Raw genomic sequence first — 17220 nt, 5'->3', positions numbered from 1 at the left:
TGGTGATTGAATGAGCAAAGATATCTATGAGAAAATCATGGATTTAGCAAGAAGAAGAGGTTATCTATGGAGTTCATTTGAGATTTACGGAGGAATTGCTGGATTTGTTGATTACGGACCTTTAGGATGTTTATTAAAAAATAACATCATATCAAAGTTTAGAGAGCAGTATATTGTTAAAGAAGGATTTTATGAGATTGAAAGCCCAACAGTAACACCCTACGAAGTTTTAAAGGCATCTGGGCACGTTGATAACTTTACAGACCCAATTGTTGAGTGTAAAAACTGTTTAGAATCATTTAGAGCTGACCACTTAATTGAAGAGTTTGTAGATGTAGATACTGAAGGAAAAACATTAAAAGAATTGGAAGAGCTTATTAGAAAACACGATATAAGATGTCCAAAATGTGGAGGAGAGCTTGGAGAGGTTAAGAAATTCAACTTAATGTTCGTCACATCTATAGGGCCGGGAGGAAAGAGAACAGGATACATGAGACCTGAAACAGCACAGGGAATATTTATACAGTTTAGAAGATTAGCCCAATTCTTTAGAAATAAACTACCATTTGGTGTAGTTCAAATTGGTAAAAGTTATAGAAACGAGATTTCCCCAAGACAGGGAGTTATTAGGTTGAGAGAATTCACACAGGCAGAGATTGAATATTTCGTTCATCCAGAAAGAAAGGAGCATGAAAAATTTGATTTGGTTAAGGATGAAGTTGTCCCATTACTGCCAGCTGAAAGACAGATGGATGAAAACTTAAGTGAGGATGAAAAGGTAATTAAGATAAGTATTGGAGAGGCTGTTGAGAAGGGAATTATAAGGCATCAGACAATTGCCTACTTTATAGCTTTAACAAAGAGGTTTTTAGAAGCAATTGGAATTGATAAAGATAAAATTAGATTTAGACAACACCTCCCAAACGAAATGGCACACTATGCTATTGACTGTTGGGATGCTGAAATATATACAGAAAGATTTGGATGGATTGAGTGTGTGGGAATAGCTGATAGAACAGATTACGATTTAAGAAGCCATTCTTCACATAGTGGCGTTGAGCTCTCAGTATTTGTTGAGCTTGATGAGGAAAGAGAGATAGAAACCTATGAAATAAATCTAAATTATAAAGTTGTTGGAAGGATATTCAAGAAAGATACAAAAGCAATTGAAGCATATATAAACAATTTAAGTGAAAAAGAGAAAGAAGAGTTTGTTAAAAACATTGAAAAAGATGGTAAAATAACAATAAACATTGATGGAAAAGAATTTGAAATTCTAAAAGATTATGTTGAAATTAAAAAGGTTAAAAAAGTTATTAAAGGAGAGAAAGTTATCCCACACGTTATAGAACCATCCTATGGAATTGATAGAATTACCTATTGCTTACTGGAGCATTCATACAGAGAGGAAGAGGATAGAGTTTATTTAGATTTAAAGCCATCAATAGCCCCTATAAAAGCTTATGTCTTACCATTAGTCAATAAAGATGATATGCCAAAAATAGCTAAGGAAATTGAGCAAATGCTAAGAGAAAATGGTATTATAGCTGAGTATGATGATAGTGGAGCTATTGGAAGAAGATATATGAGAGCTGATGAAATAGGGGTTCCATTCTGTATAACAGTAGATGGACAAACATTAGAGGATAAAACTGTAACTGTTAGAGAAAGAAATACAAGAGAGCAAGTTAGAGTTAAAATAGATGAGCTTGTTGATTATTTAAAAGAAAGATTGAAAGAATAAAAGAATAGCTATTCATCCTCAAATAAATTTTTTATAATCTCATTATCAATATAAAATTTGAATTCTTTTGCTTTATAAATTCTCTTTGCTCTACTTCCTTCTAAAACTAAATCACTCTCAACTAAACCAGCATCTTCTAATTTTCTTAAATGGGCATAGACAACAGGTCTTGATAATTCCAACTCCTTAGCTAATTCATAAATATTTTTTGGTTGTTTATTTAAGATATATAGCATCTTAACCCTTATTGGATTAGACAATGCCTCTCCCATTTTAACTACATCTATCAACTTCATAAAATCACTCTATCTCTTCCCATTTCTTCTTTAACTCTCTAACAATTTCTTTTATCTCCTCAACATCCTTCTCTATTTTTATAAGCTTTTCATTGTCTATTGCATTTGATTGTTTTTTTAATGGGGAAATTAGTATATACAATATTACAGCAATAATGGCAATCCAAATAATCATCCAAAGAATGCTATAAAATGGACTTATAGCTACTCCCTCACTACCTACATAATGAACTCCCAAACCCATTGGCATTATTTCACCCTAAAAACAAATTTGTAATCTCTTAATAACATGTAATTTTCCAAACTTAACTTAAAATAAATATAACTTAAAATATAATATCCTAATACAATGTGTATATTTTTAACTACATATATTGCCAAAAAGTTATATATGGGTTTTGTTAATTTGTTTATATGAATTTATTAATTAACAATCTCTCCTTTGAATACAATTGATGGAGAGATTAACTTACCCCTCTGCTCAACATCATTTAATGGAATCGCCTCTTTAAACATCTCAAATATATTTCCACCAAACATTCCTTTTTTAATTGGGATTATCTCTCCATTTTTGTAATAGTATGAGTTTTGTATTTCTACAGCAAAATCTCCAGTTATTGGATTTGATGTATGAGAGCCGATAACTCCATTAATATAGACATATTCATCAAAGTCATCTAAGCTATTTTTTGTTTCTTTAATAATAAAGTTTGTTGGTGAGACATAAGGTAGAGAGCTATAACCCCTTGAACAGTTTCCAGTTGAGCTTTTTCCTTCTTTATTGGCTCTCTTTATATCATACAAATAATTTTTTAAAACTCCATCTTCAACCAAAACTGTTCTTTGAGTTCTTGTCCCTTCTCCATCACACTTTGAAGAGTATAAAGCATAATCTAAAGTTCCATCATCAATTATTGTTATATTTTCACTAAAAATCTGCTCTCCAATTTTTCCTTTTAAAATACTTCTATCTCTCTGAACATTCTCAGCACTGAATGCTGGCATTAAAGTGTAAGCTAACAAATCATACAATGCCCTTGGTGATAAAACTATATTTCCTTTATATGAAATAGCTTTTCCATTTGCTGATTTTTTAGCTAAATCTAATGCTTTATAGCTAATTTCCTCAACATCAAAAATATTATGCTGAGTTTTACTTTCATAAGATGTTTCTCCATTATACATTATAGATATTGAAGCAGAGAAATAAGTATCTTCTTCCTCAACATCCACACCATTTGAATTTATCAACCTTGCATATCCAACTTCTTTAGAAATTCCTCCACTTAAAACAATGGCATTATTATCTAAGGCAATATCTCTCATGGTTATTAGGTCTTCTAACAATTTTTCTTCATCCAAATCTAAAATTTCTTTATAAAACATTCCCTTTGGCTCTTTATACTTTTGCGGTTCAGCAAATTTTGTATATTTATCTTCAACCAAATTTTTCATGGCTTTATAAACAATATTTTCATCAAACTTATTTGCATAGGCAAAACCAACCTTTCCATCCTTTATAACTCTAACTCCAATACCATAGGAAATTCCTGTTTGAAAACTATCTACACTCTTCCCATCTAAATCAACACTCACATCATAAGATTTAACAAAAAGAACTTCTGTTTCAAATCCCTCTCTCTCACCAATTTTTATTAATTTCTCTAAATCCATAGTCTCACCCAAATGCTTTAGTTATCCAAATGATGCAAATCCAATTTCATAAAGTTGTCTTAACATCCTTAAAACTTTCTTTCCAGTATGTTGGAATCTAAATTTCCCTTTTTTATTATCCCAATTTTTCAACATATCTATAATTTTTTCATAATTAATTTCCTCAATCTCTTTTTCATCCTTTAAGCATATTTTAAGAATTTCAATTAAAGGTTTTTCAAGTTTTCTTCTGTTACCATGAAATTTTGGGAGAATTTTCATTAACATTGCTAAATCAAATATTTCATCTTTATCTTTAAAGTTGATTATTCCTTTTTCCCAACTCTCTTTAGCATTTTTGAAAAATAAGCATATTTCATCAAAAACTCTATAACCAAAATGTAAGTTATAAACTTCCAATGCTTTATTAAGGTTTTTTAGAATTTCTTTGTAATTATTTGGTAAATCTCTTATTGCATTATTTAATTCATCTTTTGAAACTGCTAAGAATTTTCCCTGTCTTTTTAAATCATTATATATTAAATTCCTAATCTCTGAAATGGTATCATCTGAAATGTTCTGCTCTTCTGGAGGATAGTTATCTAAATCAACATCATAAAATTCTATGATAAATGCCCTGTCTAAAACCTTTGGACTAAACATATAAGTCGTTTCGTCTATATTTACAGTCCCTATAATGTAGAGGTTTGGGGGAAGTTTAATTTCTTTAGGGATTTTTTGATTAGTTTCAACCTCATCAATATTGTGAAGTTTTATACTTTCTCTTGTAAATCCATCTTTGTCCCTACCACTTTCCAAAACACTTAAAAAATCTGCAAAGTAGTATTCAACATGAGCCAAGTTCATCTCGTCAAGGATTACAAAGTACGGACTTGCATTTTCTTTATTTTTATCGTAATCTTCAATAGCCCTTAATATCAGCTTTAAAAGTGGGGTTTTATAATATTTATTATCAAGTGGATTGTAATATCCAAGTAATTGTTTTGAATCTCTCCAATCTGGCCTAACTGAAAGAAAAATGTAATTTTTGTCATTATCTTTATTTAAAAGCTCGGCAAATTTTAAGGCAATCTTTGTCTTTCCTGTTCCGCTCAAACCAGACAAAATTACAAATCCTTTTGTTTTTAAAGATGAATAAAATTGGGATACTATATGAGATGGAAAATAATAACCTTTTGATTTGTAAACCTCTAAAAGTTCTAAAGAATCCATATCTCTCTCCTCAAGAAGTGTATTTTGATTGCCTATAACTTTAAAGTTAAAGCCCAAATTTTCCAGAATTTCTAATAATTTTTTCTTATTTTCTTCACTAAAATCATTTAGTGAGACTTTTGCTAAACTTCCCTGAGGAGGAATTAATTGTCCTTTTTCAAACAGATCAGTAATTTCATTTGCTAATTTTTCGTCATTTATCTTAGAAACATTTATAAGAAATACATTTGGAAACCTGCCTGCATTTTCCCATGTAGTTGACGGATTTCTCTTTAAATATTCTGTTAATCTATCATTCTTAACCATATTACTTGTTATACCAACATACATACTTGATTCATAATTTCCATGGTTATATAGAACAATAACTACAATATCTCCATATTTTGGAGAGGAACGGTTTGAATATAATCCACTCTTTCCCCAAAATCTTATAATTTTTTGCCCGTTTTCTTCAACTATAAATTCTTTATATTGTTCTCCAAAAGCCTCTTTTAGAATATTTTCAAATTCTTCATTAACAACAACTCCCCTTTCAATAGTATTCACAAAGTGTCTTCTCATTTTTTGGTTGTTAATATTAATTCTCTCAATCCATACAGTTTTTTCCATAATTACTCCCCTCTGGTAGATACCTTATATAACCAACCCCACAATAATCTTCATTAAGCAATTTTTCTAAGCTGAAATCTTCAATCCTCCCTCCATCTACATCAAAGAAAACACTTCTTTCTCCAGGATATAATACAACTGCAAATCTCACTTTTAAAGCATCTCTATAAGTATGTATCTTATAGATATCTTCAAGTTTTGCCCAAGTTTTGAAATCATAGGTTTTTTCAAATGCTTTTTCTTCCTCATCAAATTCTTTGAATTTTGGAATATCAAATTTAAACTTTGCGTCAAAAACTCCAATTAAGTTATTATTTTCATCAAATAGTGAGAAATCTGGTCTTAAAGAGACAGAATAGCTGTATTTTTTTGGAGATAATCTTTTATTAAAATATAGTTTCCATCCATTATCAAATTTTGCATATACATTACTCCTCTCTGACGAATCCCCAATAGGTTCAACAACTATCTTTAATTCATCTATACCAAATATATTGCCCAATTCTTCCACAAGTTTAAAGAAACACCAATATTCATAGAGTTTTGCTATATCTTTATTTTCAATACATTTTTTAATTTCAGTGAAAATTGGATAATATGTCCTAAATTCTCTCCAAAGTTCAAATAAATCCTTATAACCATAACGCTTTAATAATACTTGTGAAGTGTATGGAAATCTGTCTAATTCACCTACATCACTAAATATTTGATTATTTCTAAAACATCCAAGTGAACTACACAATTCTTGTAAATTGTTAATTATTTCCTTTATAAAATCATCTTTTTTATTACCAAAATTACTTTTTAAAAATTCTATAGTTTTTTCTGTCCACATTATTAACTCATTAAGGAAATATTTAATAAAACGATTTTCTAAAGTATCAAAAGTTTCATATTTTTTTCTTTGAAGAAGTTTTTGTGGGAAATATCCATTAAATTTATCTGCAACTGGATTAAATGTTTTTATTAAATATTCTGGATGTTGAATGATTCCAAAAATAGTTTCTTCAGAAATTTCATTCACTTCCCAATAATCAGCCCACTCAACTTTGTCTATAAGTTTTCTGTGCGGATTTTTTAGAATTTCTTCATAAGATGAAATTATTTTTTCTTTGTTATTTTTTAAAAAATGATATGCAAAGAATTCAGATATTGATTTGTCACTTTCAATAAATTCAAATCCTGTTGGAGATTTAATACTAAACGGAAGTTCAAGATATTTTTTAGATATTTCAGAAATTAATGATGAAATAAAAATTTCATAGTTATTTATTATTGTCTCTACATAATCATCCGAGGTTTTATACATATTAGCAAACTTCTCTGACACAACCTCTATAGGTTTTTCAAAAATAAGTTCCTGATTTCTGTAAATTTTTATAATTGATTTTCCAACATAATTTTTAAATGTAAATCTAAAAATATTTTCAATTTTTTGAGCTTTTTCATCACCAAAAAAGATTTCAACATTATTAATGTTATCTTTTATTTTTATAATATACTCAACCCATTCAAAAAAGTATATTTTTCTATTTTTAATAATAAACTTCCCACTAATGTATCCAATGTTACCAAGTGGAAGCTTGTCATTGTATAAATTATCCATATGCAATCCCACACAAAAAATAATTTTATGAAAAATTAGAATGGACATCTGAAGTTTCTTCCAGCATATTTGCTAAGTCCTAACTCTTGCTCAATTCTAATTAACTGGTTGTATTTAGCTGTTCTTTCTCCTCTTGCTGGAGCCCCTGTTTTTATCTGCCCAGAGTTTAAAGCAACTGCCAAATCAGCTATTGTTGTATCCTCTGTTTCTCCACTTCTGTGTGAAACTACAACTCCATAACCATTTCTAAATGCTAATTGGGCAGCATCAACAGCCTCACTCAAAGTTCCAATCTGATTGACCTTCAATAATAAAGCATTTGCAGCTTTCATCTCTATACCTTTTCTTAGTCTTTCAACGTTTGTAACGAATAAATCATCTCCAACTATCTGAATATCTAACTCCTTAGTTATCATTGCAAAGCCTTCAAAATCTTCCTCGTGGAATGGGTCTTCAATTGAGACAATTGGATATTCATCAACCAATGCCTTATAATAATCTAAAAGCTCCTCTCTTGTTAATTTCTTACCTTCAACGTAATAATAGCCGTCTTTATAAAACTCTGAAGCAGCAGCATCCAAGGCAAAGACAATCTCATCTTCATATCCAGCTTTTTTAACACTCTCAGTTAATAAATCCAATGCTTCTCTTGATGTTTTTAATGGAGGAGCGAAACCTCCCTCATCCCCAACATTTACAGCATTTTTACCGTATTTTTCCATGATAACATTTTTTAATACATGATAAACCTCTGAACCCATCCTTACAGCTTCAGAAATTGATGTAGCCCCAACTGGTATTATCATAAACTCCTGCAAATCCAAATCATTTCCAGCATGTTTTCCTCCATTGATAACATTCATCATTGGAACTGGCATAACATAGGAATTAAAGCCTCCTAAATATTTATAGAGTGGCATTTTTGCTGTTGCCGCTGCTGCCTTTGCTACAGCTAAAGAAACAGCTAATATTGCATTAGCCCCCAACTTTGATTTGTTTGGTGTTCCATCTAATTGAATCATTATATTATCTATTTCTCTCTGCATTCTTGCATCATATCCTAAAATCTCTGGCCTAATTATTGAATTAACATTTTCAACAGCCATTAAAACTCCTTTTCCACCAAATCTTTTTTCTTTATCTCTCAACTCTAATGCCTCATGTGTCCCAGTTGATGCACCACTTGGAACAATAGCTGAGCCATAACCATTTCCTTTTGTTATAACTTCCACTTCAACTGTTGGGTTTCCTCTTGAGTCAATAACTTCTCTCGCAACAATATCTTTAATTTCAAATCTCTCATCCATGTTGTATAACAAAATATCACCTTGCTAAATTTATAGTTTTTTGCAAACCTATTAAAATTAAAAAGGTGTATTTGAAGCTTTATAATATAAAGCTTCATGCTTCCTTATTCATTTCAAGATATTTTGCAAAAAACTATAGTGCTCAAAGTTATATATATGGCAATTATTTATAAGTTTTTATAGGTTTTGAGATGCTATAAAGTTGGTGATAGCATGATTACTGAAGCATTAAAAAAGGTTATTGAATTTAAAGATTTAAATGAAAAGGAAGCAGAAGGAGTTATGAAGGAAATTATGAGTGGAAATGCAAAACCAACACAAATAGCCGCTATATTAACAGCTTTAAGAATGAAAGGGGAAACAATTGAGGAAATAACATCTTTTGCAAAAATTATGAGGGAATTTTCATTAAAAATAGAGCCAGATGTTCCTAAGTTGTTAGATACATGCGGAACTGGTGGAGACAACTTAAACACCTTTAATATAAGCACTGCCACTGCTTTTGTAGTCTCTGCTTATGTTCCAGTTGCAAAGCATGGAAATAAAGCAGTTAGCAGTAAAAGCGGTAGTGCAGATGTTTTAGAGGCATTAGGAGTTAATTTGAATGTTCCTATAGAGAGAGTTAAAGAATCAATAGAAAAGATAGGTATTGGATTTTTATTTGCACCACATTTTCACCCAGCAATGAAGTATGCAACCCCAGTTAGAAGAGAATTGGGGATTAGAACCGTCTTCAATGTATTAGGACCTTTAACAAATCCAGCAAATGCCAATTATCAACTAATGGGAGTTTATGATGAAAAATTAACAGAAAAATTAGCTTATGTTTTAAAGAATCTTGGTTTAAAAGGGGCTTTAGTAGTGCATGGTAGTGGAATGGATGAGATAACAACCATTGGAAAAACAAAGATATCTGAGCTAAGAAATGGAGAAGTAAAGAGCTATTACATTGAACCAGAAGATTTTGGCATAAATAGAGCTAAATTAGAAGATATTAGAGGAGGAGATGCTGAAGAAAATGCTAAAATAATTAGGGCGATATTTGAAGGGGAGGAAGTTGGTGCTAAGAGGGATATTGTTGTTTTAAATTCTGCATTTGCCCTATATATTGCTGAAGAAGCTAAAGATGTTGAAGAAGGGATAAAATTAGCTGAAAAATCCATTGATAGTGGAAAGGCATTGAATAAATTGGAAGAATTAATTGAATTCTATAAAGAGGGCTAACTATGGAAAAATTAATAATAAATTCAATGAAAAAAGTATTTTTAGAAGAATTGAAAGAGCTTGAGAATGAACTAAATGAAATATTAAAAAAATATAATGCTAAAACTATAAATGAGCTTAAAAATAAAATTTTTAGTGGTGAAATTAAAGACGAAAAAATTAAAGAAGATTTAGAAAAAATTGAATTTTTAGAAGAAAATATAAATAAAGTTATGAAGTGCTTAAGAGAAGTAAATGTAAAATCCTTATAGCAACTTTTTTCTTTCTTAAAATTAACAATTTGGTGATTTTGATGGTTATCTTGGCTGTTGGTGGCTACGACCCTACAAGTGGAGCTGGCATCTCCGCAGATGTAAAAACTGCCCACACTTTGGGAGTTTATTGTCCAACAATAACAACATCAATAATTCCCCAAAATAACAAAATGGTTTATGAGAAATTTGATTTACCAGAAGAGAATATAAAAAAGCAGTTTAAGGCAATTTTTGAGGAGTTTGATATTGAATACGTTAAGACCGGAGTTTTAACAAAACCAGCTATTGATATTTTGCTAAAATATATTGATAGATATGATTTAAGAGTTATATGCGACCCAGTTCTTGCATCTACAACAAAGTTTTCATTTGTTGATGAAGAATTAATGGAAAAATATGCTGAACTTTTCAATAAAAGCTTTTTAATTACACCAAATAGAGAAGAGTATGAAAAAATCATTGATTTTGTAAAAAATAATAATCTAAAGATTAAAGATGATTTATACATCTTAGTTACTGGCATTGATGATATTTTAAAGAGAGGCTCAGTAAATATAAATACATTTAAAGGATTTAAGGTTGAGAGAGAAGTTCATGGAACCGGCTGTGTTTATTCAACAGCTATAACTGCATTTTTATCTAAAGGCTATGATTTAGAAGATGCCATTAAAGAAGCAAAAAGATTTGTTTTATCTTCAGTTATATATGCCAAAAAAACAAAGTTTGGATACAACTCTAACCCAAAATATATTAATAAAGAAAAAGTGATAAAAAACCTTAGCTATGCTGTATATCTATTAAAAAAGATGAACTTTACATTAATTCCAGAAGTTGGAAGTAATATAGCTGAATCATTACCATTTCCAAAGGATTTTAAAGATGTTGCCGCATTAACTGGGAGGATAATAAAAAATAAGCTTGGAAGTTTTTATATCGTTGGAGATATAGAGTTTGGAGCATCTGAACATATAGCAAAGATAATTTTATCTGCAAATAAATTTAATCCAGAGATAAGAGCTTGCATGAACATAAAATATGAAGATGAGTTAATAAAAATGCTAAAAGATAAATTTACTGTTTCTTCATTTGATAGGAAAGAAGAACCGCCAAATGTTTCAACAATGGAATGGGGAACAAAATTTGCCTGTGAAAAATTCGGCGGAGTTCCAGACATTATTTATGATAGAGGAGGAGAAGGAAAAGAGCCGATGATTAGAGTTTTAGGTAGGGATGCAGTTGAAGTTGTTAAAAAAGTTGAAGTTATTCAAAAGATATATAATACCTTAATGTAAATATTTAAATATTTTAATTAAATTTTATAAAATTATAAAACTAAAACTTTTAGAAACCAAAAAATGGTGGACTGGGCGGGATTTAAACGAACCTTTTAGAAAAAGGTTCATCAAAACAAGCAGAGCTTCACTACATTCAGCCCCACTGTAATCTAAGAGGCATCACCGAGTGAAGCGAGGTGATGCATCCTGGGTATACCAATAGAGCGAAGCCCTATGGTTAGAAAAATGGTGGACTGGGCGGGATTTGAACCCGCGGCCTCCGCACAGCCAATGCGGCGCTCTCCCAGTCTGAGCTACCAGCCCACAAAATAGCACTGCTTTTATTTATCATTCTGATATATAAATTTTTCTATTATACATTTAAATTAACAAATTGGAAAGAAAGTATTTAAACAAATTGGCTAATTTTAAATTAAATAAAAAAGGATGAGGGAAAACATGGATATCAAAAGCAATATTATCAATGCATTAAAAAAAGTAATTAGTGAAGAGATAGGAAAAGAGATTGATATAAAGTTGGATAAAACACCAAACTTAGAGTTAGGAGATTACTCTGTAAATATTTGCTTTAAATTAGCTAAAGAATTGAGGAAAAATCCAAAAATTATTGCTGAAGAAATTGTAGATAAGTTAAAAGCTATGAACATTGAAGGAGTTAAAGAGATAAAGGCAGTTAATGGATATATAAACTTCTATATTGACTATAGTGAATTTGCTAAACATCTATTGGAGGATATTGATAAAAAAGGAAATGATTATGGTAAAGGAGACAAAAAAGGAATAAAAATTATCTTAGAACATACATCAGCAAATCCTAATGGGCCTTTACATATTGGACATTTAAGAAATGCCATTATTGGAGATTGTTTAAAAAGAATATTGGAGTTTTATGGTTATGATGTTGAAACCCATTACTATGTAAATGATATGGGTAGGCAGATGGCTTTGGTTGTTTATGGAATTGAATTATTTGGTTTAGATAAAGAGAAAAAGAAAGACCATGCAATTGCTGAAACTTATGTAAAAATTAATAAATATTTAGAAGAACATCCTGAAGAAGAGGAAAAAATTCTTGAATTAATGAGAGAGTATGAAGATGCCTTAGAAAAGAATGAAGATAATGAAGTAGTTAAAAAATTTGAGTTTGCCGTTAATTATGCATTAGATGGGATAAAAGAAACACTAAAAAACTTAAATATTAAGCATGACACCTTTATTTGGGAAAGCTCTTATGTAAGAAATGGGATGGTTAAGGAAGTTATAAAAAAATTAATGGAAACTGGAAAGGTAATTAAAGAAGAAACCTACATGCTTGATTTATCAGATTTTGGAATTCAAAAGAAGATGGTTTTAGCAAGAGCAAATGGAACAAGCTTATATTCAACAAGAGATATTGCCTATCATTTAGATAAGTTATCAAAGTGTGATGTAGGAATAGATGTTTTAGGGGCTGACCACAAATTAACAGCTGAGATGGTTAAAGCTGCCTTAAAATTACTTGGAAGTAAAGAGCCAGAAGTTATATTCTATGAATTCATCTCTCTTCCAGAAGGTTCAATGAGTACAAGAAAAGGAAGATTTATAAGTACTGATGAGTTATTGGAAGAGGCTATAAAAAGAGCTAAGGAAGAGTGTAACAAGAGAGGGGTAGAGGAAAATATTGCCTATGATATTGGATTGGGGGCAGTTAGATACAACATAGCAAGAATTTCCCCAGAAAAGCCAATGGTATTTAAATGGGAAGAAGCTTTAGATTTTGAAAAAGTTGGATGTCCATTTATACAATATGCCCACGCAAGATGTTGTAGAATATTGGAAGAGGCAGAAAATAAAGGAATCAAAGATGAGGCAGTATTTAACTACGAATTAACTGATGAAGAGAAGGAGTTAATTAAGATGTTAGATGAATTTAAGGACATAATTAGAGAGAGCGCTGAGAATAGAAAAGTGCATGTGTTAGCAAACTACTTATTAGAGCTTGCTAAGGCATTCAATAGATTCTATGCAAATTGCCCAATTTTAATGGCAAAAGTTGATGATAACATTAAAAAATCAAGATTAGCATTAGTTAAAAGCACTAAAACTGTATTAGAAACTGGTTTAGGATTGTTAGGAATAAATTGTCCAGGAAGAATGTAAATTGTTTAATTATTTTTTTGCACTAAATTTTTAAAATTTTTATAGGAAAAGGTGATTATTATCCTTTATAATGTATTTTATATTTTTTAATATTATAATGGGATAATTTTGGGGGATTGATTAAAATGGGAACTAAAAAAGTGCTTGTTATTGACAATATAGATTCATTTGTTTGGAATTTAGTTCAATACGTAGGAACTTTGGGCTATAAAGTTAAGTTAGTAGATAACAAAATCACATTAGAAGAAATAAAGAAAATAAATCCTGATAGGATAATTATAAGTCCAGGACCAAAAACACCAAAAGAGGCTGGAAATTGTATAAAAATTATTCAAGAAGTAGAAATTCCAATATTGGGGGTTTGTTTAGGGCATCAATGTATTGTTGAGGCATTTGGTGGAGAGGTTGGGAGAGCAAAAAGAGTTATGCACGGAAAGGCAAGTTTAATAGAGCATGACAGTGAGGGAATTTTTAAAGATATTCCTAATCCATTCTATGGTGGAAGATACCATTCATTAGTTGCCTATGAAGTGCCAAAAGAGTTAAAGATTACTGCTAAGAGTTTAGATGACGGCTATATTATGGGAGTTAGACATAAAAAGTTACCAATTGAGGGTGTTCAATTCCATCCAGAAAGTATATTAACTGAATCAAATAACTTAAAATTCCCAGATTTAGGATTAAAACTTATTAAGAATTTTGTTGAGAATGGATATTAATTTAAGGTTTTATTAAGAAAATCTTTCAATATATAAATAAAAGAAAACATTTTAAGTGGAAAACATGGACGTTTATGAGATATTATACCAATTTTGCTTAGAATATAAAGTATTGTTGAATGATGAAGAGGTTCCATTATGGAAATTAAAAAAGGATGATTTAGAAAAAGCCAACTTAGATTTACCGTGGAATTCTATTAGAGATTTAGCTATCTATTTATATGAACTAAAAAAGAAACAACAAAATTCTAAAGAGCTTATTAAATGTGATATAGTAGAGATTTTAGTAGGAATAGCTTTGTTGAAGCCAGAGGATGGGAACAATTATATGGGACTGGTTACTGAAGACATGTGCTTAACATATCTAAGTGAGCTTATAACTGCAAGAATTAACTGTATAGCAAGATACTATTACATGATGAAAAAACCACAAAATACAAATATATTTGATGAGATTATCTTAAAATTTCCACAAAAAAAGGATATTAGAGCATCTAACATAAACGATTTAAGAGAATTAATATGTAAGATTAGAAATTATTTTAAGTAATTAAAGCCCCATCAAAAACACTGGAATCACTGAGAGCATCATAACTAAAGCTACAAATATTGCCAATATTTGCCTTTTGTTTATTTTTGAGTTTTTCATTGCAACCCCCTTAGCTCCAAGTATGATTTTCTAATGATATTGTCTTTACTAATATTTAAACTTTTCAGTATGTCCATTAGCTCTTCCAAAATCCTATCTTTTTCATTAATATCAGATATTGACTTTTCTAATTCCAAGAATAGGCCGAGACCTTCAACATCATCAATACTTGCCTCTATATCTCCCTTTTTGTAAATCTCTCTAATCTTTCTAATTGGTGGAACTTCTTTAAACCCAAGTTTTTTAAATATTTGCCTCATCTTTTCTTTATTCTCTATTTTTACTTCAATCTCTTCCCTTGTTTTTGATATTTTATCTATTTTTGGACCTTTATAAGTAACAAAGAAATTCCCATCTTCATTCCTAATTCTTAAAGCTTCATCAGTTTCCCTAAAATCTCTATCAATTCCATTGAAATATATATCCTCTTGAAATTTCTTCTTAATAAATTTAAAGCCAAGATTTTTTAACTGCTCTACAACTTTATCTTTATCATCAATCTTCACTTTAATCTCAACCTCTATCATAACAACTCACCAAATAATAGAGATTTTTTTTACTACATCCTCTAAAGCATTTTTTATTTCATCCTTATCTACATTTTCTACAATTAAATAAATAACCACATCCTCTCCATCTCTTTCAAGGACTGTTGATGTTATATTCCCACCAATCTTAGATATCCTTGAAGTTATATCAGCTAACAAACCAATTCTATCCTTAGCTACAATCTGTAATTTTAAAGCTCCTAAGGTAATTTCTCCCTTTTCTAATAAATATATTCCTTCTTTTGTTAATCTAACTCCTCCATTTCTACCTTTTTTTGTTTCTACCAATCCTAAATCTCTCAAAACTCTAATTTTAACATCTAAGTTTTTTGGATGGATATTTAGTTTTTTAGCAAGTTCTCTAATTGTTATTGGCTCTTTTAAATGTTCCATAATTTTTTTAGTTAAACCTTCAACTTTCATACTATCACAGTAATTTATTTAAATTTATTGATTAATTTTTCTATAAAAATAAAACATAGATAAAACTTTAAAAAATAGAAAAGTAATTTATGACCTAGCTCTCTTTCTCTCTCTCTTTAACCTTCTCAATCTTTTCTTATACCATTTCCATCTCATTCTTCCTTTCTTTTTCCATCTTCTTGAACTCCTCTTTATAGTATCACCCTCTTATAATGTTTTTGTGTTTTTTATGGGACTTTCGCAGTTTATATATTAAACTTTGGAACTTAGATACTGAAAGCATCCAATATTCAATAGAGCATTTATTCCTGCGAAAGTCCCATATGTTTTTCATCTAATAATATGGGAACCCTTACTTAAACTTTTTGGTTTTAACCTTTATTTTAACCAGCTACCTTTTTCTACAACAACATAGCCTTCTTTATTTACCTTAGGAGCAATTTTTAGAAATTTCTCCCTGAATTCTGGATTACTTTCAATTGCTTCGTCATCTCTAAGAACATTTCTGCTGTCAATAATATAGTAGCTCTCTTCCATCTCTAAGTTAAACTTCTCTAAGACCTCGCTAAATTTATTGATAATCTCTTCGGCCTCTTTTTTTATCTTTTCAATGGTTTTTTCATCCATTAAACTCACCGTAAAAGTTAGATTAAGCCAAGTTCTTTTAAAACATTTTCCAAAATCTTTTTGTGCTCTTCACTCATCTCACATAACGGCAATCTTAACTCCCCAGCAGGTCTTCCCATCATATTTAGAGCTGTTTTAACAGGGATTGGATTGGTTTCAATAAACATTGCCTTCATTAATGGGAATAATTTATAGTGAATTTCTCTCGCTTTTTCAAAATCTCCATTTAATGCATAATTAACCATTTCTACAAACTCTTTTGGGACTATATTAGCTACAACACTAATAACTCCCTTCCCTCCTAAGGCGATTATTGGTAAAGTTAGCTCGTCATTACCTGAAAGAACAGTTATCTTAGCATCGTGTATAAGCTCAGAAACTTGAGATAAATTAGGATTTGCCTCTTTAACTGCTGAAATGTTGCTGTATTCTTCAGCTAAAAGCTTTACTGTTTTTGGTTCTAAATTAACAGAAGTTCTTGATGGGACATTGTATAAGATAATTGGAATATTTATTGATTCAGCAATCTTTCCAAAATGTCTTCTTAAACCTTCCTGTGTAGGTTTGTTGTAATAGGGCGCTATAGAGAGAACAGCATCTGCTCCAACATCCTCAGCAAAAATAGAGAGCTCAATAGCTTCCTCTGTGCAGTTTGAACCAGCTCCTGCAATAACTTGAACTCTTCCATCAACAATCTCTACAACCTTTTCAATAACTTTTTTATGCTCCTCATGTGATAAAGTTGGACTTTCCCCAGTTGTTCCAACAGCTACAATTCCACTAACTCCATTTTCAATTAAAAAGTTTATATTCTCTTCTAATCCATTATAATCTATTTCATTATTTTTAAAAGGAGTAATGATGGCGGGATAGACCCCCTTAAACATAGCT

18 protein-coding genes and 1 tRNA gene are annotated in these 17220 nt (G+C 30.3%); 7 read left to right on the top strand and 12 right to left on the bottom strand.

Going from position 1 to position 17220, the window contains the following annotated elements; all coding sequences use genetic code 11:
- The first annotated feature begins 10 nt into the window (after window positions 1-10).
- Window positions 11-1744 (top strand): glycine--tRNA ligase, encoded by a 1734-nt coding sequence (gene glyS, locus JH146_RS08085; RefSeq protein ID WP_048202489.1) that lies wholly within the window; start codon window positions 11-13, stop codon window positions 1742-1744.
- Between the two features lie 8 nt (window positions 1745-1752).
- On the opposite strand, the gene JH146_RS08080 is transcribed toward glyS, so the two are convergent.
- The 6 genes from JH146_RS08080 to eno all read right to left on the bottom strand — a co-directional run bounded on the left by JH146_RS08080 (window position 1753) and on the right by eno (window position 8451).
- Window positions 1753-2040: an ArsR/SmtB family transcription factor gene (locus tag JH146_RS08080; protein WP_048202488.1), complete on the bottom strand. Its 288-nt coding sequence runs from the start codon at window positions 2038-2040 to the stop codon at window positions 1753-1755.
- Window positions 2041-2044: 4 nt separating this feature from the next.
- Window positions 2045-2290, bottom strand: a complete 246-nt coding sequence (locus JH146_RS08075) for a hypothetical protein (RefSeq protein ID WP_048202487.1) — start codon at window positions 2288-2290, stop codon at window positions 2045-2047.
- Between the two features lie 173 nt (window positions 2291-2463).
- Entirely contained in the window at window positions 2464-3714 is a 1251-nt protein-coding gene (locus JH146_RS08070; protein WP_048202486.1) for a TldD/PmbA family protein, read from the bottom strand.
- A 21-nt stretch (window positions 3715-3735) separates the two neighbouring features.
- On the bottom strand, window positions 3736-5538 hold the full coding sequence (locus JH146_RS08065) for an McrB family protein (RefSeq protein WP_081874496.1): 1803 nt from the start codon (window positions 5536-5538) through the stop codon (window positions 3736-3738).
- Window positions 5516-7144 carry a DUF2357 domain-containing protein gene (locus JH146_RS08060; protein WP_048202485.1) on the bottom strand — a complete coding sequence of 543 codons (1629 nt, stop codon included), beginning with the start codon at window positions 7142-7144 and terminating at the stop codon, window positions 5516-5518. The genes JH146_RS08065 and JH146_RS08060 overlap by 23 nt, the downstream gene beginning before the upstream one ends.
- A gap of 35 nt (window positions 7145-7179) precedes the next feature.
- Window positions 7180-8451, bottom strand: coding sequence for a phosphopyruvate hydratase (gene eno / locus JH146_RS08055; RefSeq protein ID WP_048202681.1), 1272 nt, complete (start codon window positions 8449-8451; stop codon window positions 7180-7182).
- 213 nt (window positions 8452-8664) lie between these two features.
- Between eno and trpD the strand changes: the two genes are divergently transcribed.
- Genes trpD through JH146_RS08040 form a run of 3 tightly spaced genes read left to right on the top strand, consistent with a single transcriptional unit; the run spans window position 8665 to window position 11221 of the window.
- Window positions 8665-9675: an anthranilate phosphoribosyltransferase gene (trpD, locus tag JH146_RS08050; RefSeq protein ID WP_048202484.1), complete on the top strand. Its 1011-nt coding sequence runs from the start codon at window positions 8665-8667 to the stop codon at window positions 9673-9675.
- A 2-nt stretch (window positions 9676-9677) separates the two neighbouring features.
- Entirely contained in the window at window positions 9678-9926 is a 249-nt protein-coding gene (locus JH146_RS08045) for a hypothetical protein (RefSeq protein ID WP_048202483.1), read from the top strand.
- A gap of 41 nt (window positions 9927-9967) precedes the next feature.
- Window positions 9968-11221, top strand: coding sequence for a thiamine-phosphate synthase family protein (locus JH146_RS08040; RefSeq protein ID WP_048202482.1), 1254 nt, complete (start codon window positions 9968-9970; stop codon window positions 11219-11221).
- 229 nt (window positions 11222-11450) lie between these two features.
- On the opposite strand, the gene JH146_RS08035 is transcribed toward JH146_RS08040, so the two are convergent.
- A tRNA-Ala gene (locus tag JH146_RS08035) sits at window positions 11451-11527 on the bottom strand.
- 135 nt (window positions 11528-11662) lie between these two features.
- Here JH146_RS08035 and argS point away from each other — a divergent pair.
- From argS to JH146_RS08020, 3 genes are all read left to right on the top strand, one after another.
- Window positions 11663-13363, top strand: coding sequence for an arginine--tRNA ligase (gene argS / locus JH146_RS08030; RefSeq protein ID WP_048202481.1), 1701 nt, complete (start codon window positions 11663-11665; stop codon window positions 13361-13363).
- A gap of 125 nt (window positions 13364-13488) precedes the next feature.
- Complete coding sequence (locus JH146_RS08025; RefSeq protein ID WP_048202480.1) at window positions 13489-14082, top strand: anthranilate synthase component II; 594 nt, start codon at window positions 13489-13491, stop codon at window positions 14080-14082.
- 64 nt (window positions 14083-14146) lie between these two features.
- Window positions 14147-14632 (top strand): hypothetical protein, encoded by a 486-nt coding sequence (locus JH146_RS08020; RefSeq protein WP_048202479.1) that lies wholly within the window; start codon window positions 14147-14149, stop codon window positions 14630-14632.
- A gap of 95 nt (window positions 14633-14727) precedes the next feature.
- Here the strand turns inward: JH146_RS08020 and cyaB are convergent, their stop codons facing one another.
- The 5 genes from cyaB to dapA all read right to left on the bottom strand — a co-directional run bounded on the left by cyaB (window position 14728) and on the right by dapA (window position 17216).
- Complete coding sequence (gene cyaB, locus JH146_RS08015; RefSeq protein ID WP_048202478.1) at window positions 14728-15258, bottom strand: class IV adenylate cyclase; 531 nt, start codon at window positions 15256-15258, stop codon at window positions 14728-14730.
- Window positions 15259-15264: 6 nt separating this feature from the next.
- Window positions 15265-15702, bottom strand: a complete 438-nt coding sequence (locus tag JH146_RS08010; protein ID WP_048202477.1) for an Rrf2 family transcriptional regulator — start codon at window positions 15700-15702, stop codon at window positions 15265-15267.
- An 87-nt stretch (window positions 15703-15789) separates the two neighbouring features.
- Complete coding sequence (locus tag JH146_RS08935) at window positions 15790-15897, bottom strand: 50S ribosomal protein L41e (RefSeq protein WP_081874506.1); 108 nt, start codon at window positions 15895-15897, stop codon at window positions 15790-15792.
- A 183-nt stretch (window positions 15898-16080) separates the two neighbouring features.
- Window positions 16081-16329 (bottom strand): Asp-tRNA(Asn) amidotransferase subunit GatC, encoded by a 249-nt coding sequence (gene gatC / locus JH146_RS08005; RefSeq protein ID WP_048202476.1) that lies wholly within the window; start codon window positions 16327-16329, stop codon window positions 16081-16083.
- A 17-nt stretch (window positions 16330-16346) separates the two neighbouring features.
- Complete coding sequence (dapA, locus tag JH146_RS08000; RefSeq protein ID WP_048202475.1) at window positions 16347-17216, bottom strand: 4-hydroxy-tetrahydrodipicolinate synthase; 870 nt, start codon at window positions 17214-17216, stop codon at window positions 16347-16349.
- Window positions 17217-17220: the final 4 nt, after the last annotated feature.

It is taken from the genome of Methanocaldococcus bathoardescens (genome assembly GCF_000739065.1).
Classification (GTDB): domain Archaea; phylum AGJL01; class Methanococci; order Methanococcales; family Methanocaldococcaceae; genus Methanocaldococcus; species Methanocaldococcus bathoardescens.
This window is presented reverse-complemented; position numbering and strand designations above follow the sequence as displayed.

Bases quoted from the DNA above. Each gene is read 5' to 3' on its own strand.
- JH146_RS08045 (WP_048202483.1), top strand. From the start codon at position 9,678: ATGGAAAAATTAATAATAAATTCAATGAAAAAAGTATTTTTAGAAGAA.
- argS (WP_048202481.1), top strand. From the start codon at position 11,663: ATGGATATCAAAAGCAATATTATCAATGCATTAAAAAAAGTAATTAGT.
- glyS (WP_048202489.1), top strand. From the start codon at position 11: ATGAGCAAAGATATCTATGAGAAAATCATGGATTTAGCAAGAAGAAGA.
- JH146_RS08025 (WP_048202480.1), top strand. From the start codon at position 13,489: ATGGGAACTAAAAAAGTGCTTGTTATTGACAATATAGATTCATTTGTT.
- eno (WP_048202681.1), bottom strand. From the start codon at position 8,451: ATGGATGAGAGATTTGAAATTAAAGATATTGTTGCGAGAGAAGTTATT.
- JH146_RS08040 (WP_048202482.1), top strand. From the start codon at position 9,968: ATGGTTATCTTGGCTGTTGGTGGCTACGACCCTACAAGTGGAGCTGGC.
- gatC (WP_048202476.1), bottom strand. From the start codon at position 16,329: ATGGATGAAAAAACCATTGAAAAGATAAAAAAAGAGGCCGAAGAGATT.
- JH146_RS08080 (WP_048202488.1), bottom strand. From the start codon at position 2,040: ATGAAGTTGATAGATGTAGTTAAAATGGGAGAGGCATTGTCTAATCCA.
- JH146_RS08075 (WP_048202487.1), bottom strand. From the start codon at position 2,290: ATGCCAATGGGTTTGGGAGTTCATTATGTAGGTAGTGAGGGAGTAGCT.
- cyaB (WP_048202478.1), bottom strand. From the start codon at position 15,258: ATGATAGAGGTTGAGATTAAAGTGAAGATTGATGATAAAGATAAAGTT.
- trpD (WP_048202484.1), top strand. From the start codon at position 8,665: ATGATTACTGAAGCATTAAAAAAGGTTATTGAATTTAAAGATTTAAAT.
- dapA (WP_048202475.1), bottom strand. From the start codon at position 17,216: ATGTTTAAGGGGGTCTATCCCGCCATCATTACTCCTTTTAAAAATAAT.
- JH146_RS08060 (WP_048202485.1), bottom strand. From the start codon at position 7,144: ATGGATAATTTATACAATGACAAGCTTCCACTTGGTAACATTGGATAC.
- JH146_RS08070 (WP_048202486.1), bottom strand. From the start codon at position 3,714: ATGGATTTAGAGAAATTAATAAAAATTGGTGAGAGAGAGGGATTTGAA.
- JH146_RS08020 (WP_048202479.1), top strand. From the start codon at position 14,147: ATGGACGTTTATGAGATATTATACCAATTTTGCTTAGAATATAAAGTA.
- JH146_RS08065 (WP_081874496.1), bottom strand. From the start codon at position 5,538: ATGGAAAAAACTGTATGGATTGAGAGAATTAATATTAACAACCAAAAA.
- JH146_RS08010 (WP_048202477.1), bottom strand. From the start codon at position 15,702: ATGAAAGTTGAAGGTTTAACTAAAAAAATTATGGAACATTTAAAAGAG.